The sequence below is a fragment of the Niabella aurantiaca DSM 17617 genome, assembly GCF_000374125.1.
GTDB lineage: Bacteria > Bacteroidota > Bacteroidia > Chitinophagales > Chitinophagaceae > Niabella > Niabella aurantiaca.
Genome location: NZ_KB893625.1, coordinates 328748 through 348289 on the forward strand (window position 1 = coordinate 328748; position 19542 = coordinate 348289).

The 19542-nt window shown below is 44.5% G+C and carries 18 protein-coding genes; 12 read left to right on the forward strand and 6 right to left on the reverse strand.

From position 1 onward, the window contains the following. The first annotated feature begins 398 nt into the window (after positions 1–398). The 5 genes from B160_RS0101380 to B160_RS0101415 all read left to right on the forward strand — a co-directional run bounded on the left by B160_RS0101380 (position 399) and on the right by B160_RS0101415 (position 5594). The gene (locus tag B160_RS0101380; RefSeq protein ID WP_157557843.1) at positions 399–929 is read left to right on the forward strand and encodes a hypothetical protein; all 531 of its coding nucleotides are present in this window, start codon (positions 399–401) and stop codon (positions 927–929) included. Between the two features lie 510 nt (positions 930–1439). Next, a complete protein-coding gene (locus B160_RS0101390; RefSeq protein WP_018626051.1) occupies positions 1440–2228 on the forward strand; it encodes a hypothetical protein in 789 nt (262 codons plus the stop codon). 497 nt (positions 2229–2725) lie between these two features. Then, positions 2726–3103 (forward strand): type II toxin-antitoxin system RelE/ParE family toxin, encoded by a 378-nt coding sequence (locus B160_RS0101400; RefSeq protein ID WP_018626053.1) that lies wholly within the window; start codon positions 2726–2728, stop codon positions 3101–3103. A gap of 115 nt (positions 3104–3218) precedes the next feature. After that, positions 3219–3521, forward strand: coding sequence for a helix-turn-helix domain-containing protein (locus tag B160_RS0101405; protein WP_018626054.1), 303 nt, complete (start codon positions 3219–3221; stop codon positions 3519–3521). Between the two features lie 612 nt (positions 3522–4133). Beyond that, complete coding sequence (locus B160_RS0101415; RefSeq protein ID WP_018626056.1) at positions 4134–5594, forward strand: S41 family peptidase; 1461 nt, start codon at positions 4134–4136, stop codon at positions 5592–5594. Here the strand turns inward: B160_RS0101415 and B160_RS31490 are convergent. Next, complete coding sequence (locus B160_RS31490; RefSeq protein ID WP_157557845.1) at positions 5548–5940, reverse strand: hypothetical protein; 393 nt, start codon at positions 5938–5940, stop codon at positions 5548–5550. The genes B160_RS0101415 and B160_RS31490 overlap by 47 nt on opposite strands. A gap of 26 nt (positions 5941–5966) precedes the next feature. On the opposite strand from B160_RS31490, the gene B160_RS31495 reads away from it, so the two are divergent. Next, positions 5967–6530, forward strand: coding sequence for a hypothetical protein (locus B160_RS31495; protein ID WP_157557846.1), 564 nt, complete (start codon positions 5967–5969; stop codon positions 6528–6530). Here B160_RS31495 and B160_RS28150 read toward each other — a convergent pair. Next, on the reverse strand, positions 6471–6728 hold the full coding sequence (locus tag B160_RS28150) for an ATP-binding protein (RefSeq protein ID WP_211218029.1): 258 nt from the start codon (positions 6726–6728) through the stop codon (positions 6471–6473). The genes B160_RS31495 and B160_RS28150 overlap by 60 nt on opposite strands. An 824-nt stretch (positions 6729–7552) precedes the next feature. Here B160_RS28150 and B160_RS0101425 point away from each other — a divergent pair. From B160_RS0101425 to B160_RS0101450, 4 genes are all read left to right on the forward strand, one after another. Beyond that, positions 7553–7753, forward strand: coding sequence for a hypothetical protein (locus B160_RS0101425; RefSeq protein WP_018626058.1), 201 nt, complete (start codon positions 7553–7555; stop codon positions 7751–7753). Beyond that, on the forward strand, positions 7737–10154 hold the full coding sequence (locus B160_RS0101430) for an AAA family ATPase (RefSeq protein ID WP_018626059.1): 2418 nt from the start codon (positions 7737–7739) through the stop codon (positions 10152–10154). Before B160_RS0101425 ends, B160_RS0101430 begins: the two co-directional genes overlap by 17 nt. A 192-nt stretch (positions 10155–10346) precedes the next feature. Further along, entirely contained in the window at positions 10347–10895 is a 549-nt protein-coding gene (locus B160_RS0101440) for a hypothetical protein (protein ID WP_018626061.1), read from the forward strand. A 216-nt stretch (positions 10896–11111) separates the two neighbouring features. Continuing rightward, positions 11112–11660, forward strand: coding sequence for a DUF5063 domain-containing protein (locus tag B160_RS0101450; RefSeq protein WP_018626062.1), 549 nt, complete (start codon positions 11112–11114; stop codon positions 11658–11660). A 73-nt stretch (positions 11661–11733) separates the two neighbouring features. Here the strand turns inward: B160_RS0101450 and B160_RS0101455 are convergent, their stop codons facing one another. Beyond that, complete coding sequence (locus B160_RS0101455; protein ID WP_169539976.1) at positions 11734–11964, reverse strand: helix-turn-helix domain-containing protein; 231 nt, start codon at positions 11962–11964, stop codon at positions 11734–11736. Positions 11965–12269: 305 nt separating this feature from the next. On the opposite strand from B160_RS0101455, the gene B160_RS0101460 reads away from it, so the two are divergent. Further along, complete coding sequence (locus B160_RS0101460; RefSeq protein WP_051107118.1) at positions 12270–12773, forward strand: hypothetical protein; 504 nt, start codon at positions 12270–12272, stop codon at positions 12771–12773. A gap of 454 nt (positions 12774–13227) precedes the next feature. Then, positions 13228–13842 carry a hypothetical protein gene (locus B160_RS0101470; RefSeq protein ID WP_018626066.1) on the forward strand — a complete coding sequence of 205 codons (615 nt, stop codon included), beginning with the start codon at positions 13228–13230 and terminating at the stop codon, positions 13840–13842. Positions 13843–15317: 1475 nt separating this feature from the next. Here B160_RS0101470 and B160_RS0101475 read toward each other — a convergent pair. The 3 genes from B160_RS0101475 to B160_RS0101485 all read right to left on the reverse strand — a co-directional run bounded on the left by B160_RS0101475 (position 15318) and on the right by B160_RS0101485 (position 19368). Further along, positions 15318–15635, reverse strand: a complete 318-nt coding sequence (locus B160_RS0101475) for a GIY-YIG nuclease family protein (protein WP_018626067.1) — start codon at positions 15633–15635, stop codon at positions 15318–15320. Between the two features lie 761 nt (positions 15636–16396). Next, complete coding sequence (locus tag B160_RS0101480; RefSeq protein ID WP_018626068.1) at positions 16397–17671, reverse strand: multidrug effflux MFS transporter; 1275 nt, start codon at positions 17669–17671, stop codon at positions 16397–16399. A 260-nt stretch (positions 17672–17931) separates the two neighbouring features. After that, on the reverse strand, positions 17932–19368 hold the full coding sequence (locus B160_RS0101485) for an efflux transporter outer membrane subunit (protein ID WP_018626069.1): 1437 nt from the start codon (positions 19366–19368) through the stop codon (positions 17932–17934). Positions 19369–19542 lie beyond the last annotated feature (174 nt).

The following is a 19542-nucleotide window of genomic DNA, read 5'->3' on the forward strand; positions in this document are numbered from 1 at the left end:
GCCCAGCTCCGGCCCTGTATTGGTGGTACGGGAGTTTTCAGACCCCCGTGGTTACAGCGTTCAACAATGCAGTAGACTTTGTAACAATTTTGTTACAAAGTCTACTGTTGCAAAATGTTTTATAACAAAAACTTTTGTAACCAGTGTAATTACGTCCCCAGGCCCGCTTGTTAAATGCCTTTGTTAAGGAATATATAAACCACCAGGATGCTTGTTCATAAATTGCAAAAAATAAGTATATTAGCCAAACAACCGGTTGAAAGAGTGAAACTGCTGTAGCCCGGGAGCCAGAACGGTTGCGGAAGACCAAAGATTTTTAACCAGGAAAGCGATTGCATCATCCTGTTACAGCAACAACAAACCAGTAAATCCTTAATCACTACTATAAATCCGCAGTTATGAGATATTTATTAATGGCGATCATCCCATTTTTAGCAGTCCATGCCGTTGCTCAGACGGAAACGGTGAAAATTTTCAGGAAAACGGAATATAGCAATGGCAACTTCTACCGGCAGCGCTACGACACCATAAAAGTAACCCAGGAGCCGGTTGACATTTATTTTTTTAGAAAACACTTCAACTTTCCCTATTACCTGCCCGGTAAGTTTACAGACGAAGCGCTTAAAAACAGGACCATATCCGTTTGGCGAAATCCAAATGGCAAAAAGGAGGATAAAGGTAATTGGGAAAACACGTACACCTACGACCATCTGGGACGTGTCACCAAATATACCTATTCAGGTTGCTTCTTATGTTCAAGCTTCCCTTACAGCTACAGCGTAACCTACAATGCAAAGGGACAGGTTGAACAACTTAACGAAACAATTAATAGTATAGATAGCTTCAGGTTCTACTATAACAACCAAGGAGATATTGTAAAACTTGAAAAATACGTATTGGGCAAATTACAGACGGAATTGGTAAACTGACATACAGTGGCAGGGGAAATAGTTGCTCCCGGCAGCAATCAGCATCTTTATACAGATAATTAAAATAATTTTTATGGCCCCGGCGGCAGCGGTACTGAGCCTGTCCCGCTGAAAGCGGGATCGCACTCTTGTGCTGCAGTGCAGGTGGCATCTGCTTGTTTGTTGTTGGGACAAGGATGACTGGTGATACGCCGGAGTGTCATCGGCATAGCCCGTAGGCGCACCCGACCATCCTGCAAAATCCTCCGGTTCCCACCAATGCAGCGCGTGCATCGCCATCTCCAAAGGGCCACCGGCCGGCAGATCACTATAACACCGGAATTTATTCCGGAAGCCCAAACCGGCTATGGAGCGGGGGAGTGCCATCGGCACGGCCCATAGAGGAACCGACATGTCCGCGGGATCTTCATGTTCCATCAACGCTGTATATGCACCACCTGCAAACAGAATTTTAAAAAACTGCAAAAAATGAATACATTAGCAGCAACAATAACCATTTAAAACAACTGTATGAGACGTGTGCTGGCAATAATACTTTTATTCTTTAGTATATCTTCTATAAACGCTCAGAACTGTCTTACACCTGCTTATTACGGTTTCACAGGTGTTGACTTTAATCCGGAATGGATAAAGAAAAACAGCATAATCAAGATCATTGAAAGGGAATACATTGATGATGATACTACAAAACTTGGACTAGTCAATTATCTGTACTTTGATTCCCTGGGGTATATCAGCAAAGAAATAAGTGGCCTCCGAGACCCTAAAACAAATCTGCCTTCAGAAGCCGACTATTTTTCTATAAGATACTACACGTATGAAGTGAAAAATGGCTTTTTATATCAATTGGAAACAATTGTAAGAAAATATGGTGAAAAAGGGTTGCTCGAAAAACAAGACACACTTCCGCTTTCAGTATCCATGATATACAATCCTCAACGGCTTAAAGAACGATTTGAGAATAAAAAGCTTGTGGCAACCTATACCTATAATGCAGATCGCTGCCTCTCTAAAATAGAAGAACCGGGTATACAAACGATCACCTTTACGTATAAAGAGGGTAAAATGTACTCAATAAAAAACACAATGTCTAAAGAGTATTTACAATTTTATGCAAACGCAAATAGGGAAAGAGAATTGGTTTATAATTCTTATGGTCAGATTGAGGGAACGAGCAGTACTGACGGGTTTTCTCATAAACTTTATTATAACCATTTGGGTGAAATGATCAAACAGGAAGATTTTTCGAAAGGCAAGTACTCTGGTAAATACACGTTCGAGTATATCAGGAAAAAATAATTGGCAAAGCAACTGGTATTAAAGCGTTACCAAATGAAACACCAGGTGCATCAGCACCGGCGCAGTGTTATAAGATACCCACCCGTCCTGCCAATGCAGCACCTACACCCTCCCCCCAAAAAAAGGGGCACCGGCCCGGCAGATCACTATAACACCGGAATTTATTCCGGAGGCTAAAACCGGCTACGGAGCGGGGGAGTGCCAAAGGCACGGCCCATAGCATCGCCCTCATCTCCCCCGTCCCACCAATGCAAGTATATACACCACCACCCACCGTATTTGCAAAGCAATACCCCCCTTGCGGTTTTCCGTAAAGCGGCTTTCATGCAGGGGAATACATTTGCATAAACCGCGAGGGTGAATTTTTATTAATTGCAAAAAAATAAATATATTAGCAAAGCAGCCGGTATTTGAAAAACAGGTACCATTGAAAAACAGAAAATCAAAAACGGTCGCCCAATAAATAAAGTTTTTACTATTTCATCAAAATTCAAAAGTTGTACAAAAAGACAACTTTTATTATCTTTGCAACGGCTATGGAAGAACCAAAAATCAGACATATCCATCTGTATAAAAACTATTTTACAGATTTCTACAGTAAGCTAACCCAAAAGGTAAAAGACAAGATAATTTGGACGTTTCGATTAATTGAAACAATAGAACAAGTTCCTGCCGATTATCTTAAACATCTGGAAGGAACCGATGGGCTTTATGAAATAAGGGTACAGGCAGGAAATGATATTTTTAGGATCTTTTGTTTTTTTGATGAGGGGAAATTAGTGGTTTTGGCCAACGGTTTTCAAAAGAAAACTCAAAAAACACCCAGGGCTGAAATAGAAAAAGCACTTAAAATAAAAAGGGAGTATGAAACGTAGCTGGATAGATTTTTTTCACACAGGAAAATAATTATTTATGAAGTTTCCTGCCCCCGTCCGTACCGGCGGGCGGGCGTTTGGTCAGGCGGGCATCAGACCACTAAAAAATAAACGAATGAAAACGAAGAATAATTTAAAATCGCTCGACCAATTTGTTGACGAACAATATGGGAAACGGGGCACCAAAAAAAGAGACCGGTTCGAAACCGGGTTTGAGGCATTTAAACTGGGCTTTTTGCTGCAACAGGCCCGTATTGAAAAAGGACTTACCCAAGAGCAATTGGCTGAAAAAATTGGAACCAACAAAGGCTATATTTCCAAAGTAGAGAACAATATTAAGGATGTAAGAATATCTACCCTGCAAAAAATTGTAGAATTGGGGCTAGGCGGGCATTTGCAGTTGTCTATTAAAATTTAGTTCCAACAATAAAATAAGCGGCCTGCAAAGGCCATTTTTCAATTTGGGTAGCTGCCCTCCGCGCGCTTGAGCCCCATGTTTCACCAATACAGATATGCGTTATGCTAACCCCCAAACGCCTCAAATTTTTGCAACAATTTTCTCTTACGGGTTTCCTTAAAAATGTTTTTTGTTAGCCTATATATATTAGCCCAGCGGCAGTGCCGGTGGCTGCTTTGTTGCCCGCCCGGACGAGCCATTCGGACGGGTGTCACTCACTTGTGCTGCAGTGCAAGTGGCGGCTATTGAGCGCCCATCCGCAGATCTGCCCAATACCGGTACCAACTCCCAAAGGGCCATTGGCCCGGCAGGTAGTTACAACACCGGAATTTCTTCCCGGGGCCAAAACATATTCCGGAGCGGGGAGTGCCATCGGCCTGCCCGCCCGCCCGTGCCGGTACGGACGGGGATGACCTGACCGGCCGGGCGGGCACGGCCCATAGCGGCGCCCGCATGTCCCCTGGTTCCCCGTCCCACCAATGCCGGCATATGGTTACAAAAAGCATTATTTTAGCATAACAACAAATAACAAACGAAAACATTCATTAAAAAACATTGCAATACAGCTTAGATATGCGGCCAGTGATAATAAATATCATTTTATTTTTTACAGTGGTGACCTGTTATGCGCAGGTTGATACCAGTCCTTCCTTTGATTTCAATAGAAAATATTCGGTTCCCGAATTGAAAAAGGACTTGGCCATTTTAAAAGACAGTCTGGAAATTATTCATCCCGCGCTTTACAGATATATCAATAAAGCCAGCTTTGACCAGGCATTTAAGAATGCAGATAAATTTATAGACCGGCCATTAACCCAAACAGCGTTTTATACCATTGTTGCGCCCTTGGTTAGCAAGGTAGGCGACATTCATACAACAATAGAGCTGCCCGAGGAATCACATAGTTATTTAGCAACAGAAAGTAAGCTATTTCCTTTTGACGTGCGAATTGTTGACAAAAAGGTTTATATAGCAAGCAATAACAGTGCTGACAGCAGCATCAGGGCGGGAAGCAGGATTTTGAAAATCAATAACCAACCGGTTGACGAAGTACTAAGAAAAATGCAAAGCTGTTTTTCAGATGAGGGCGCAAATGAAACCTTAAAATTGAAAAGGGTGGAACAGCGATTTGCCTTTCAATATCATTTGAATTACGGTTACTCTAAGGCTTTTAAAGTAGAATACACATTTAACAATAAGCCGTCACAAACTAAAACAGTTCGCGCGGAGCCCTTCTCCGTAATAAAGACAAGACGAGGTGAAAATCAACAAAAGTTTCCTCATTTAAAATCGCTGTTTCCGCAGGCCCCTTACCTTGCTTTATCTATTGATGCCCCAAAAAATATTGCTATACTAACAATCAAGTGGTTTCAAAATGATGTTTTGCGGGAAGCTAATGAACAATTCAGGCCATTTATCGATTCCGCCTTTGCTGAAATAAAAGAAAGAAAAATTAATAACCTGATCATTGACATTAGAAATAATGGAGGCGGAGAAAGCGAAAATGCAAGTTACCTGTATGCTTACCTCACAAATAAACCGTTTAGATTTCTCTATGCGATGGAAGCCAATCAAAAAACCTATGATGAGGATAGAGAAAGAGGGGTGAAATACACATTTGTGAAAAACACAGGTAAATATCATACCAGTGATTCCACCACCCCTTACCAGCAATTTTTTGGGCTGGGTTATCAATCGTATAAGCCTAATAGCTTTTCAGGGAAGCTGTATGTTTTAATAGACGGCCTTACCACGTCTGCCGCGCCGCAATTTGCATCATTGGTAAAACAAAATAGGAGGGGAATTTTGATTGGCGAAAACGCTCCCGGTTCACTATCGGGAGGTTCCGGCAGAGGCTATAGCTATTTTTTGTTACCCAATTCCGGGCTGCTAACAATGATCTCCAGGTATCGTTTATACTTAGTTAGTCCAGCACAAAAAACTAAGGACAGGTGTGTTACTCCTGATTACAGGCCCGCAAAATCCTTTAACGATCTCCTTGGGGGGGTGATAAAGACCTTGAATCTGCTATAAGGCTTATATCGCTCACCGGCGCAGGTCTTTGATATGTGCCCGCCGTCACTGAGCACCAATCCCGGATCTGCCAGCCCCGCCAATGCGGTACCCGCGCCCCAATACCGGAACAACCCACATCAAAGACCATCGGCCTGGCCACGTCTTTACAACTCCGGAATTTATTCCGGAAGCCAAAACCGGCTACGGAGCGGGGGAGTGCCATCGGCACCGCCCACAGCATCGCCCGCATGTCCCCCAGGTCTCCCAGTCCCACCAATGCATGCATATACACCACCACCCGCTGCATTTGCAAAGCAATACCTCCTTTACGGAAATCCGTAAAATGCCAGCTACCGCATTTCATAGTTTCGTGCAATAAAAAAAATACTTATGATTATGATGTTCGCGAAATTTCGAGTTAGCACATTGCCCATATTTTTTAAACTGTTCATGCTGCTATTTTTTCTGGGATCTTGTAAGAAAGCAACCAATGACTTGCAAAAGCAACCGGAGTCCACTCCAACAGTTTTTGCTTACGAAGTTCATTGCGATTTGTGTAATATAACTTATAATGATTTAAATGGTGAAAGCAGGACTGTAAGAAATAATACCGGTAAATGGAGTTTTAATATCCTGGGGAAAACACCATCAAACCTCAAGCTAAGTGTTGTCACAACTTTACCGGGCTATCAGTCTATTCAGGCATACATTCTGAAAGATGGGGAGGTGGTTTATGGAGATCTTGGCTATAATCGTGCAGAGATTACCTACAGTACGGTTAATGGTAATGGCACCTCTAGTTTCGGAAGTTATATACCGTCAACTTCACCAGGGGGAAGCGATCAAAATGGAGGTACTTCTTCGAGTTCGTCTGTATGTGGTGCAAAAAACAAATCAGGGGGATATTGCAAAAGAGTAGTTGCTGGTGGCGGCAGATGCTGGCAACACCGGTAATTGGGAAGCAATAGTGGTAGAGCCATTCGCGTAGCGATCTTCCGGTATCTGTAACAGTGTCATCCTCATATCATGGGTGAGCGGCTGTAGTCCAAAATCGCCAAAGATCCATAAAGGCGTTTTTGACAGCTGGTTGAGTAATTTGATATAGGATCCGTTCAGGCGCGCAGCGGTAAGGGCCTCAACAAAACGGTTCATAGAAAAATAGATAGCCCGGTACCCCGGCATCGCCGCAACATAGCATCGCCGCCGGACAACCGCCGGTTGCCGTTCTTATAAGGGTTTCCGGAACTTTTTTTTGAGTGTGTTTTGCAGACTTTAAATGGCTGCATTTTTTATGTGAGTGCCAAACGGCCTTCAGTATTACCCATCAGCGACTAAGACACTACCCCCTTACGGTTCTCCGTAAAAATGCTTTTTTGTTGGTATATAAATATTGTCCCGGCTGCAGTGCGTATGGCAACGGTCTTGCGTCGCACTCTTGTGCTGTAGTATCCCGATAGCTATCGGGAGCATCGATATCCCGCTGAAAGCGGGATCACTCACTTGTGCTGCGGTGTCCCGATAGCGATCGGGAGCATCAGTTTAGCGCCCCGTGTCCCGCGTCCTCCAAACGTAAATACGTGCCCCATTTCCCCCCGGTCCTAATGTCCCCCAATGCAAGTACACGCCGGCCCACCCGCCCGATCCTTCATATCTTAGCAATAATCTCCCTTACGGGTTTCCGTAAAAATGTGCTGCTGTAGAGGAATATATTTGTACAAACCGCCGGAGATGGCTTTTAGTAAATAAAAAAAATATGTATATTAGCAAAACAACCATTTGGAAAAATTAAACTGCTAAAGCTCGAAAACCAGAACGGTTGCGGAACTATTAAAATTTTTAACTAATAAAAACTATTATATAGCCGTATTTAAGCGTTTACAAACGACTATAAACGTTTAGTAATTGCAGAATCGGAAAGTTACAAGTAATCGTATTCAACACTATACTCCTTTTAACACCCATTCAATCAAAAGCATATGGATTTCAAAAGTTGGCTTTTACATACAAAAAATGAGGAACCTGATTTAGAGGTATTCATCACAAAACTGGAACCGTTTTTCACAGATGCAGGTTTTAACGGACTTGAATTTGAAAAGAAAATCAATATAGGCTTACGGAAATTTGAAAATGACATCGATGAACTATTAAAACCTGAAATCAATGTTGAAAATCAATAAAATCACAATTGAAAACTTTAGAGGAATCAAATCGCCAGTGATAATTGATTTTATTAAAGGAAGGAATGCAACATCAGCATTAATTTATGGACGAAATGGAACAGGGAAAAGTTCAATTGTTGACAGTTGGGAATGGCTCATAAATGCTAAAATAGAATATTTAACCAAGGAAGGTGTATCAGAAAGAGATTACCCCCATAAACTAAGTAATGGGGATAATGTCTATATAAATGTAGACTTCACTCATCCAGCAATAAATTCAGTGAAATCTATTTTTAATAAATCGAAAATTACAGCACCAATATTTTCGGGGCAATATTCTGATTTTAAAACACATACAGTATATCCGAATTATTTAAGGTATTCTGACCTTCAGGAATTTGTTTTTAAAACGAAAGGAGATAAATACAAATACATCGCAAAGTTTTTCGGACTGGAAAAGTTTACAAAAAACCAGGCAGATATACAAGCAAGCTCGACAAGGATATCAAATCTGTTACAGCAATTTCAAACTCAACTTTCCGAAAATAAATCAATAATAAACAAAATAGCTGGCGACAGTGACGTAAACGATTTATATGTATTGGCATTCATAAATGAAATTGCAAAGAAGTATAACATAAAAGAAATTGTAGACTTTAAGGAAGCATACAAAGTAAAAGACGCACTTTCTAAAATTGTACAGTCTAACCCAATAGCAGCCGAACTTGCTGAATGGAAAGCTTTTCAACATAAATTAAATCAGTTTTATTCTTTACCTAAAGCCAAACAGAATTGCATCGATATTGAAACCGTATTCCAAGAATTGAAAGAGGATGAGGCAAATATTACGAAATTAATTCTTCTAAAATTATATGAGGCAGCAACGGAGACACTTTCAAAGTTAGACGACAAGTCTATATGTCCTGTATGTGATACTCGATTTGAAGGAGACCTAGAGCAACACATTTCCCAAAAGCATAAGGCATTAGAGGAACTTAATAAAAAGAAAATTGACTATATAGCAAAAAGAGAGGAACTGATTAAAAAACTAGAACTCATTCTCAAAAAAATTGGAATCATTCAAGCTGAGTCGGGAGAAAAAGTTTTAACAACGCTAAATACCTTTTTTGTTGATATAGCAATGTTGTCAACACAGGTGCCACTTAGCATTGCAGAATTAAAAAAGGATCTTAAAGACCTGGAAGTATTAGGTTTAAGTACACAAGAAGACATTGTAAAAATCGATTCGATAAGCAACGACGAAGTCGCTAACAAAAAAATAGTTACTGATAAAATTAATGACTTGTCAGAGGACGAAAATACCAAGAATCTAGCCACAGATCTTGGAAATATTATTCAAATAATAGCAGCATACACAAGTTTCCTAAAAAATGATAAAAAAGTTACTTACCTCACAAGTATATGCACACAACTTGATTTGCTATTTGCAAAGCTAACTACTCACATTCAAACACAAATTCAGGATACATTTTCTGCCATTCAAACTGATGTAGTCGAGTGTTACAATTTTTTAGAATCTACTAATCAGTTTCTAAAGAATCCGGAAATTAAATTGGTAACAGGCAGAGATAAGGCGGTTGAATTAGAAATTGAATTTGTCAATGAGAAAATCTCACCAGCTTATAAATTTATGAGTGAAAGTCAAGTAAATAGTTTTGGGTTAGCGATTTTTCTTTCAGCCGTAAAGTATTTCAACGATGAATTTAAATTTATAATACTAGATGACGTAGTGAATAGTTTTGATTCATTTAAAAGGCCTAGAGTATCTCAACTTCTTGCTGCAAAATTTAATGATTTTCAATTTTTAATACTTACACATGATCAAATATTCTTTGATACAGTTCAAAAAGATTTTCCGCAATGGAATAGATACAAATTTGCAAGTTGGGATTATACCACAGGGCCAAGATGTATTTTTTCCAACAACTATAGTGAAGAAATTCAAAAGTTAATTGACGATGATGATGCGATAGGTGCAGGACAAAAATTGGGTAGATATCTTGAAATGATTTTCGGAATTGTAAATCAAAATTTACAAACACCAATTCGCTATAAACTCGAGAATGTTTATACTCTTTCGGAATTTTATGACCCATTAGTCAAAAGGTTCAAAGACAAACTTAAAATGCCCAACAAGCAACACAAGCTTTCCAAACTATTTACCGAATTTGAGCAGGGAACAATTTTCAGAAATTACTGTGCACACTATAAAAACGAAGCAAATCAATTTAGCTCGTCAGAAATAGAAACGATCTACAAGAAGTGGCTTGAAATCGAAGCTGAAATTTATTGCCAAACTTGTAAGTCATACTGCCACTATGAAGTTGTTGAAAATGTTGAATATGTTAGGTGCAACTGTGGAGCATTAAATTTAAAAGACGAGGCAAAATTTATTTGAGAAAGAAGTTGAAGTTTACAAAAGATCTCGACGAGTATTCCGTTCAAACGCCTGCTGCCAACAAAAGTATTTGCCAAAGCAACGCCGGACTGCCAATGGATTTCCTGAGTTCGTCAGTTATCAACAATTTAAATAGGAAAAAACAGTATGATTTTTGATTGAGCGTACTGATGTGTAAAGTTTTTTAATTATATGAATGACAGATTTCAATATAGATTGTCAAAAGACCAAAAATGGGAAATAGCTCAAAATCTGATTGATATATTGCAAAAAGACGCGAGTATAACTGACCCAACGAGAAGCTTCATTTGCAATTGGATTCTTACAGGTCCCGGTGAAAAAAGGAAGGCTTTTTTTGATGTATGGGACATTGTTTTAAGGAGCTACTTCCCAAAGACGAACCCGATTTTGTTTCGGGCGTGCGAAAGATTATCCAAAAAGGGGAGAATAGCAAGTTTTACCGGGCGATTAGAATGTGCAAGAAGATTTAGCGGAGGCAGAGGCATATTAATAATTTGTGACACAAAGGAAGCACTTAGATTTGAGAAGAAATTTTACATGACTGGTAAGTTTAAACATACATTTTACCCTCTCGGTTATGTATTGGCAAAAGCGAAAGATTCCGGAGGATGGGGATTTCCTGAAAGAATATTGAATGAGTACATAGGAGAAGACGAATACATTATGAGAATTGATTTAGCGAATATCCACAGCTTCAGATGGGTGAAAAATGATTTCTGAAATTTTGTTTTTTTTACATAATAAACGAATTCATTCCTCCACCTCAAATTCAAAATCTAGCAACTTTTTGGGATGAATACCTATTCTTTTAGCAAGTTCAAGAATGGTTAGCATTTGAACATTAACTTGCCTTTTTAAAAATCACTAGTTTTGCTGTGATCAACATTTATCTTGCGTTCTTTATAAATACCTGAGCTCTTATTATAATAATTGCATATGACACAAAGCCTATCGACAGACCTGAAGGGATTTTTGGAAAAGGAGACAACACAAACTTTTCTGAAATCAGTGCGGCAGTTTATTGAGCTCCTTGAAAACGGAAGTATCGACAAGGGGAAGTTTTATAGTTTGGCTCATACGGCCTTGATTGACCTTTATGCTGCGGGCAATAAACTTGAGCGAATTGGATTAAAGTATTCGTCAGCTGAAAGTAATTTTGACCGGGATACAATTTTTGAAAATAGGAATATTGGGCTTATTTCTGAACTGGGAGTAGAGGCTTTTTATTGGGAAATTTTTGATCCAGTATATTCAGAAAAGGATGGCAGAGAGGCAACGCAAGGCTGGCTGGTTGACGACTTCGCAGACATTTATCACGATCTAAAAGTTGAGCTATTAAAAATCGATACGATTGGAACGGATGAAGCGGTTGAAGATGCTTTATGGCAATTAAAGTGGGGATTTACTCATCACTGGGGACAACATTGCATAAATGCATTGAGATATTTTCATTATTTACACTACGGCGGCAAAGAGACATTTTGAAAATAGTCTCTATACAAATCAATCCTCAAACTCAAGGACTATCAATTTTTAGAATATACTTCTGAGGCTAAAATTATTCGGAAAAAAAATCTTCTAGTTCAGCATCCAAAGCAATAGCCAATTTAACAAGCGTAAGAAATTCAATGTTTTTTTGTCCATTCTCTATCCTGCTAATTTCGGTTCTGTTAATTCCGGAATTAATTTCCATATCGAGTTGTGTTAACTTTTTCTGCTCCCGAAGTTTTCGGAGGCGCTCGCCCAAAAGGGTAATTTCCTGATTGTATCGCTTTTCAAGTTTATTCACATTTTCAAGGTCCGGCAATGTTAAAAAAAATAAAGTGAGTTATAGCTCACATTTCATTTTCTATCATTATATTTGTACTGAAATAATATTTTTGCGATTACTTCATAATAATATTTGAAGCATTCGCTTTGAATCTCGCTTTTGAAACCTGAGAAATTTCTAAGCACGCGAGATGATAAGATGAATGGCTCACGACCTAGGCGTGGGCTCTCTTATCCGCGTGCTGGGCTTCTCAGGGCCTCAAAAGCGGTAAGTTGAGCGCCACGCCTTTTTTTGCGCGGTGCCCGGCCAAAAACCTATTTGATATGAACAATGCCGTTGCTACACCCGCACCCAACACCAACCCCTGTTTTAACGAAGCACAGTGGCTGCAAGTACTGTTCCTGCTGGCAGATACCCAAAGCTGGCTGCAACAATTGCAGGAGGGGCTTATAGGGCAGTTGCCGGTAAGGAACCGTAAAAAACTATTGCGCAAATGCTGGTACCTAACCGCAACAGCCCTGGCGCATATATTAGAGCGCCATTATTATAAAGTACCCCGCCACCCGCTGGCCAGTAAGTTTACGCTACCCATCCCCGCTATTGCCGCCGCCATACGGGATGCTTACCAGCAGCCACCCGCGCCTATGCCAGATAGCGATCTGCTGCAACGCGTGTGGGATACCGGCGCACCGCTGGGCTATGATACCACCGGCCGCGTGGTAAGCGTGCTTACCGTCATCAGCACCGCCGCCGGGGAAATTGTAACGGCTTTTCCGGGTACGGTAGATCCGCGGGCGGAGCGGGGTAACCCCGTTTCGCCACCCTGAAGATCCGCCACGTAAAAAAGAAATGTTGCGTTACCTGCAGATGACAGCCGCTGTGATCCCGTTCCGGAGCAAAGGAAGAAAAGCCCACCCGATGAAAAAGAATCAAAAAGGTGAACGTGTTTTCTCTTAGAAGGTCGTCCGCCGGGCAGTGAAAAGGGAAAGCAAGCGAAATGGCGGCGGCGGATAGCGAGGCAAGTGTGTGGCCCGTCGCCAAAGCCTGAAGCGCCGGTTTCCCTGGTCCCGCCCCCCGCGGAGAACAAATGGCGGGATTCACCTCCTGGCGGACAAGATTTTTGCTCCACTTTTCATCGATTGGAAAAGTGGAAAAAGAAAAAAATAGAATATCGATTATGCACGTAAAACCTGCAGGGTTTCTTTTGATAGGCATAGAGATTCCTCCGCTACGCTGCGGCCGGAATGACGAGAAACAATAGTTCACCTAAAAACAAAATCCATGAAAAACAAATCCCCAAAAGATCCGTTTAAAACCCATTGCTGGGCCTACACCATAGTTGCCGACCCCTATCAGGTGTTTGCAGAATGTTTCATTTTTGCAGACATCGGCTCTGTAAAAATGACCATCCGGCAGGTGCTGTGCTCCGTAGACCGCAAAAAAGTGCATAAAAAAGACGAACCGGCCTCGGTGCTCAACCTGTTTAATGCAGTTAATTCTGTGATCCTTGCCGCTTGGGAGCTGTACCGGCAAAAGAAAACGTCTGCCCTTAAAATTGAGCCGGGGCAGTTTACAGATAAGCGGCTGTATGCCCGCCCCGGTACAAACTGTGCAGAATGGGACTACCTGCCCAAAAACCTGTCCGCCGGGGAGTATCAGAATCCCTATAAAGTATTCAGCCGTTTTTTTAAGCACGGGGATGCAGTACAGTGGCAGCACCACATAAAAGAAGTATTGAATTATGCGCTATCCAGCTGTACCAATGATTGTGAGCTGGATCTGTTAAAGCTGTATTTGCAGTTAACCCGGCTAATGGAAGCCGCGCATTTAATAGATGTGCGGGAGGTATTGCATATAGGCGGGCATCTGAAGCCGGCGCTGGTAAAGGAGGGGTGAGGGGGCTGCTTTATCTTGTCATGGTGAGCCTGACGAACGATGCTTGTGTGGGTCGCCCTGACCCGAACCCAATGTCGTAACCCCGAGCGCAACGAAGTGAAGCCGAAGGGTCTCGCGATTGCCGTGGCCTTCTGTATAACAGGGCCGCTTCGGCTACTCCCGCTATCGCGGGATTCGCTCAGCATGACGCGAGCGTGCTTGTAGTCCGTCACCCTGACCGAAGCGAAGCGGAGCGGAAGGGTCTCTGGATTGTCGGGACCTTCGGTATTGCAGGGATGCTTCGGCTACTCCCGCTATCGCGGGATCCGCTCAGCATGACGTAAGCTATGTTTCGTCACCCTGAGCGGAATGTAATGAAGCCGAAGGGTCCCGCAATTGTAGCGACCTTCTGTGTTACAGAGATGCTTCGGCTGCTCCCGCTATCGCGGGATCCGCTCAGCATGACGTAAACTATGTTTCGTCACCCTGAGCGGAACGGAGTGGAGCCGAAGGGTCTCACGATTGCCGTGGCCTTCTGTATAACAGGGATGCTTCGGCTACTCCCGCTATCGCGGGATTCGCTCAGCATGACGTAAACCCTGTTTCGTCACCCTGAGCGGAATGTAATGAAGCCGAAGGGTCTCGCAATTGTAGCGACCTTCTGTGTTACAGGGATGCTTCGGCTACTCCCGCTATCGCGGGATTCGCTCAGCATGACGCGAGCGTGCTTGTAGTCCGTCACCCTGACCGAAGCGAAGCGGAGCGGAAGGGTCTCTGGATTGTCGGGACCTTCGGTATTGCAGGGATGCTTCGGCTACTCCCGGCCTTCGCCGGGATTTGCTCAGCATGACGTAAAGTATGTTTCGTCACCCTGAGCGGAATGTAATGAAGCCGAAGGGTCTCGCAATTGTAGCGACCTTCGGCGTTACAGAGATGCTTCGGCTACTCCCGCTATCGCGGGATTCGCTCAGCATGACGCGAGCGTGCTTGTAGTCCGTCACCCTGACCGCAGCGAAGCGGAGCGGAAGGGTCTCTGGATTGTCGGGACCTTCGGTATTGCAGGGATGCTTCGGCTACTCCCGCTATCGCGGGATTCGCTCAGCATGACGCGAGCGTGCTTGTAGTCCGTCACCCTGACCGCAGCGAAGCGGAGCGGAAGGGTCTCTGGATTGTCGGGACCTTCGGTATTGCAGGGATGCTTCGGCTACACCCGCTATCGCGGGATTCGCTCAGCATGACGTGAGCCCTGTTTCGTCACCCTGACCGAAGCGAAGCGGAGCGGAAGGGTCTCTGGATTGTCGCGGCCTTCGGCGTTACAGAGATGCTTCGGCTACTCCCGCTATCGCGGGATTCGCTCAGCATGACGTAAACTATGTTTCGTCACCCTGAGCGAAACGGAGTGGAGCCGAAGGGTCTCACGATTGCCGTGGCCTTCCGTATAACAGGGATGCTTCGGATACGTTACACTTCGCTCAGCATGACGGAAGTATAATTATTCAATATAAAAGACTATATATCTCCTTAGAAATTTCCTCATTAAAAACCTTCCAATCCGGGTTCTTTTGTGCGATCAATTGTTCTTTCTTTTTCCTAACCCATCCTTTCAGCTGTTTTTCCCGTTCTATAGCCGAATTGATTGTGTCGAACCACTCGTAATAAATGAGGAATGTTACATTGTACTTGTCGGTAAAGCTACCGGGTGTTTCGTGGTGTTCATGTTCCCATAACCGTGCCCGGAGATTGGACGTGACGCCGATATAGAGGACCGTTCTTGTTTTGTTTGTTAGTATGTATACGAAGCCTCCTTTTTGCATGATACAAATTACTAAAATAATTTTGTTTCGTCGCTCCGGGCGGAATGCAATGGAGCCGAAGGGTCTCAGCGTTGTTGAACTTTTCGATGTTACAGGGATGCTTCGACTGCGTTACACTTCGCTCAGCATGACGTAAGCGTGATTATCGTTTCGTCACCCTGAGCGCAACGGAGTGAAGCCGAAGGGTCTCACCGTTGTTGGACTTTTCGATGTTAGAGGGATGCTTCGACTACTCCCGCTATCGCGGGATCCGCTCAGCATGACGTGAGTGTGATTTTATTTCGTCACCCTGACCGTAGCGAAGCGGAGCGGAAGGGTCTCTGGATTGTCGGGACCTTCTGTATTATAGGGATGCTTCGGCTACTCCTGCTGTCGCTGGATCCGCTCAGCATGACGTAAACGTGATTGTAGTCCGTCACCCTGAGCGCAACGGAGTGAAGCCGAAGGGTCTCACCGTTGTTGGACTTTTCGATGTTAGAGGGATGCTTCGACTCCGCTGCGCTCCGCTCAGCATGACGTGAGTGTGATTTTATTTCGTCACCCTGACCGTAGCGAAGCGGAGCGGAAGGGTCTCTGGATTGTCGGGGCCTTCTGTATAACAGGGCCGCTTCGGCTACTCCCGCTGTTGCGGGACCCGCTCAGCATGGCGTAAATAAGTTCCGTTCAGCACGGCGCGAGTGTATTAAAAAACAAACCAGCGGGAACAAATCCCGCTGGTTGCACAGATGCAGACAACTTGCTGCCTCAGTTTATCCATACTACTATACCATAACACACGCCTCTTCCTCTGCCTGTTCTGAAATCGTTTCTGCAGCTGCTTCCGTTTGCGGCAGCTGCTTTATCCGCCGCTGACCAGCCAGCAAAATGATCAGCGCCAGCAACCCGCTTGCGGCAATAATAATGGCCACCGGTGCGGGTGTGCCGTTGTCGAAAACGCCCGTAAGGCCCGCGGCCAGCGCACCCAGCCCCATTTGCAGGGCACCCAGCAATGCGGAGGCACTCCCTGCCTCCTTACTAAAAGGCAGGATGCTGAGCGCTGCTGTATTGGGAGAACTGATGCCCAATGTGCAGAAAAGGAGAAAGATAACGGCGATAGTGCCATACAGTCCTAAAACGCCGGTGGTAATACCCGCCAGCAGTACAAACCCGATGATGGTCTGCAACAGGATGGACGCGGTGACCAGCTGCTCACTCGAATATTTTTTTAATAAGACCGCGTTTAACTGGCTGCTGCCGATAAGCCCCGCCGCAATAACGGCAAAGATGGCGCCGTAGGCGGTTTTGGATACACCAAAGTATTCCATAAATAAAAAGGGCGAGCCGGAGAGGTAGGCAAAAAGCCCCGCAAAGGAAACGCCACCCGCAAACGCATAGGTAAAGAACTGCGGATTTTTTAATACCCCGCCAAAGGCGTTGAGTATGGGCCGCGGCTTTAAGGATACGGATGCATCCGGTGCCCGGCTTTCCCGGAACCGGAAGATAACGGCGGCCAGCGTGGCGGCGGCGATCAGCGCCAGTATAATAAATACATCCTGCCATTGATAATAGGCCACCACGTAGCTGCCAAAGGTAGGCGCCAGGATGGGGGATACCCCTAACAACAAAATGAGCAGGGACAATACTTTGGCATTATCCTGAAGCGGGAACAGGTCGCGGGTAATGGCCCGCGGCGCTACCATGGATACGCAGCAGCCCAGGGCCTGGATGAACCGCAACACAATCAGCGCCTCCGGTGTACGCACCAGCACACAACCAATAGATGCGGCAATGTAAATGACCAGCCCGATGATGAGCGGGCGTTTTCTGCCGTAACGGTCCAGCAGCGGACCGCTGATCAGCTGCCCTATACAAAGCCCTATAAAGAAGCTGGACAAGGAATAGGAGATGGTATTGATGGAGGTATGCAGGTCGGTTGCCATAGCCGGAAAGCCGGGCAGGTACATATCTATGGAAAAAGGACCAATAGCGGTCAATAAGCCAAGGATGGCAATGAGTACCACCCTTGTTCGCTTATTGGTAATATCTGTTGTTTGCATAACGCTTGTTTTTTATGCCACTGAAGCACAGATGTTTTTAATACTTCAACAGCGGTCAGAATGCTTTAACTGCCTCAATTGGTAAAAAACCAAAGATATCAGTGTTTAGCGTCCTTGTGGTAACTATAAATGACGCTGTGCTATTGCTACTGAAACACAGAAGCACAGATTTTCTTGATGTTGCAGCAGCGGCTCAATTGCCAGACTCTTCAGTTGTCTTAAATGCCCCAAGCTTTCAGTGTCTCAGTGCCTCTGTGGCACTATTTCCATCCGCCGCCCAGTGAGCGGTACAGGTCTACCGAAGCGCTCAGCTGCAAACGGTGAATGTTGGCGAGGTTGAGCTCCGACTGTAATACATTGGACTGTGCGGAGAGCACCTCTATATAATTGGCCATACCGCTTTTAAACAGCAGCCGCGCATTTTTTATAGCCAGCTGTAAGGTATCTGCCTGGTTGCTGGCAATGGTCTTTTGCTCCTTTAATTTTTCGGTGGCTACCAGGGCATCCGATACTTCGCCAATGGCGGTAAGTACGGACTGGCGAAACTCCAGCACCGATTGCTCCCGCTGGATCTTTGCCGTTTCCAGCTCCGTCTTTAACCGGCGCTGCTGAAACACGGGTTGGGTAACATTACCCAACAAGGTACCAAACAGCGATGCCGGTATATTGAACCAGTTGTTGGACAAATACGAGTTTAACCCGCCCTGCGCGGTGATGGACAGGCTGGGGTACATATTGGCCTGGGCAATGCCGGCCTTTGCATTGGCAGTGATCAGCTCCATTTCCCTGGCGCGCACATCCGGCCTGCGGCTAAGGATGGCGGAAGGAATGCCGGGTGTTAACCATTGCGGCACATCGGAGTTAAAAAGTCCCTTGCCCCGCTCCACCGGGCCGGGCAGGCTGCCGGTTAAAATGCTTAAGGCATTTTCCTGTATGGCGATGTTCTGTTCCAGCTGGGGAATAAGCAGGGCCGTGGATTGCTTTTGCGCTTCCACCTGCTGCACAGCCAGGGTGGTTACCTCACCTGCGTTGCGTTGCAGCTGGGTAAAGCGGAGCGTGCTGTCGGTTAATGCCAGGTTCTTTTTGGCAATGTTCAGCTGCTCATCCAGCATCAGCAGGTTGTAATAGCCCTGTGCAATGCTGGCTACGATCTGCGTCTGTACGGCTTTTGAAGCCTCGTAGGTTTGCAGGTAACCGGCCATGGTAGCTTCCTGCTGGCGGCGGATCTTACCCCAGATGTCGGCCTCCCAGGTAAGGTTAAGGGCGGCATTAAAATCTTCCACATGCTGCTTTTTTATAAAGCTGCCGATGCTTAACCCGTTTAAACTGTTGTTGGACGGGTTGGTGGTTTGCCCGGTAACGCTAAAGCTGAGCTGCGGCAGCTGTAACAGTTTGGCCTGCTTTAAGGTTTGCTCAGCTGCGGCTACGCGTTTTAGCGCAATCTGCAGGTCGTAGTTATAACCGATGCCCTTGCTGATGAGGGTTTGCAAAGCAGGGTCTGTAAAGAACTGCTTCCACTCCACATCGGCAATGCTGCTGGTATCGGCCGTGGCCACTGCGCGAAATTCCTGTGGCAGCGCTACTTCCGGGCGTTTGTAGGCTTGTCCTACTTTACAGGAGGCCGCCGTAACCAATAGTGCGATCACCGGCAGCAGGTATTGTAGGGAATATCTTGTTTTCATATTTAAATAATTCATAGTTGATTGATCCTTTTTGATGCGTTTCTAATGATGCTGTTTATTCTCTGTCGTCATGCTGAGCGCAGCGGAGTCGAAGCATCTCTGTTTTATTTGATAGCCTGTTATTTGTGAGACCCTTCGGCTCCACTTCGTTGCGCTCAGGGTGACGGAACGATAATCACGTTTGCGTCA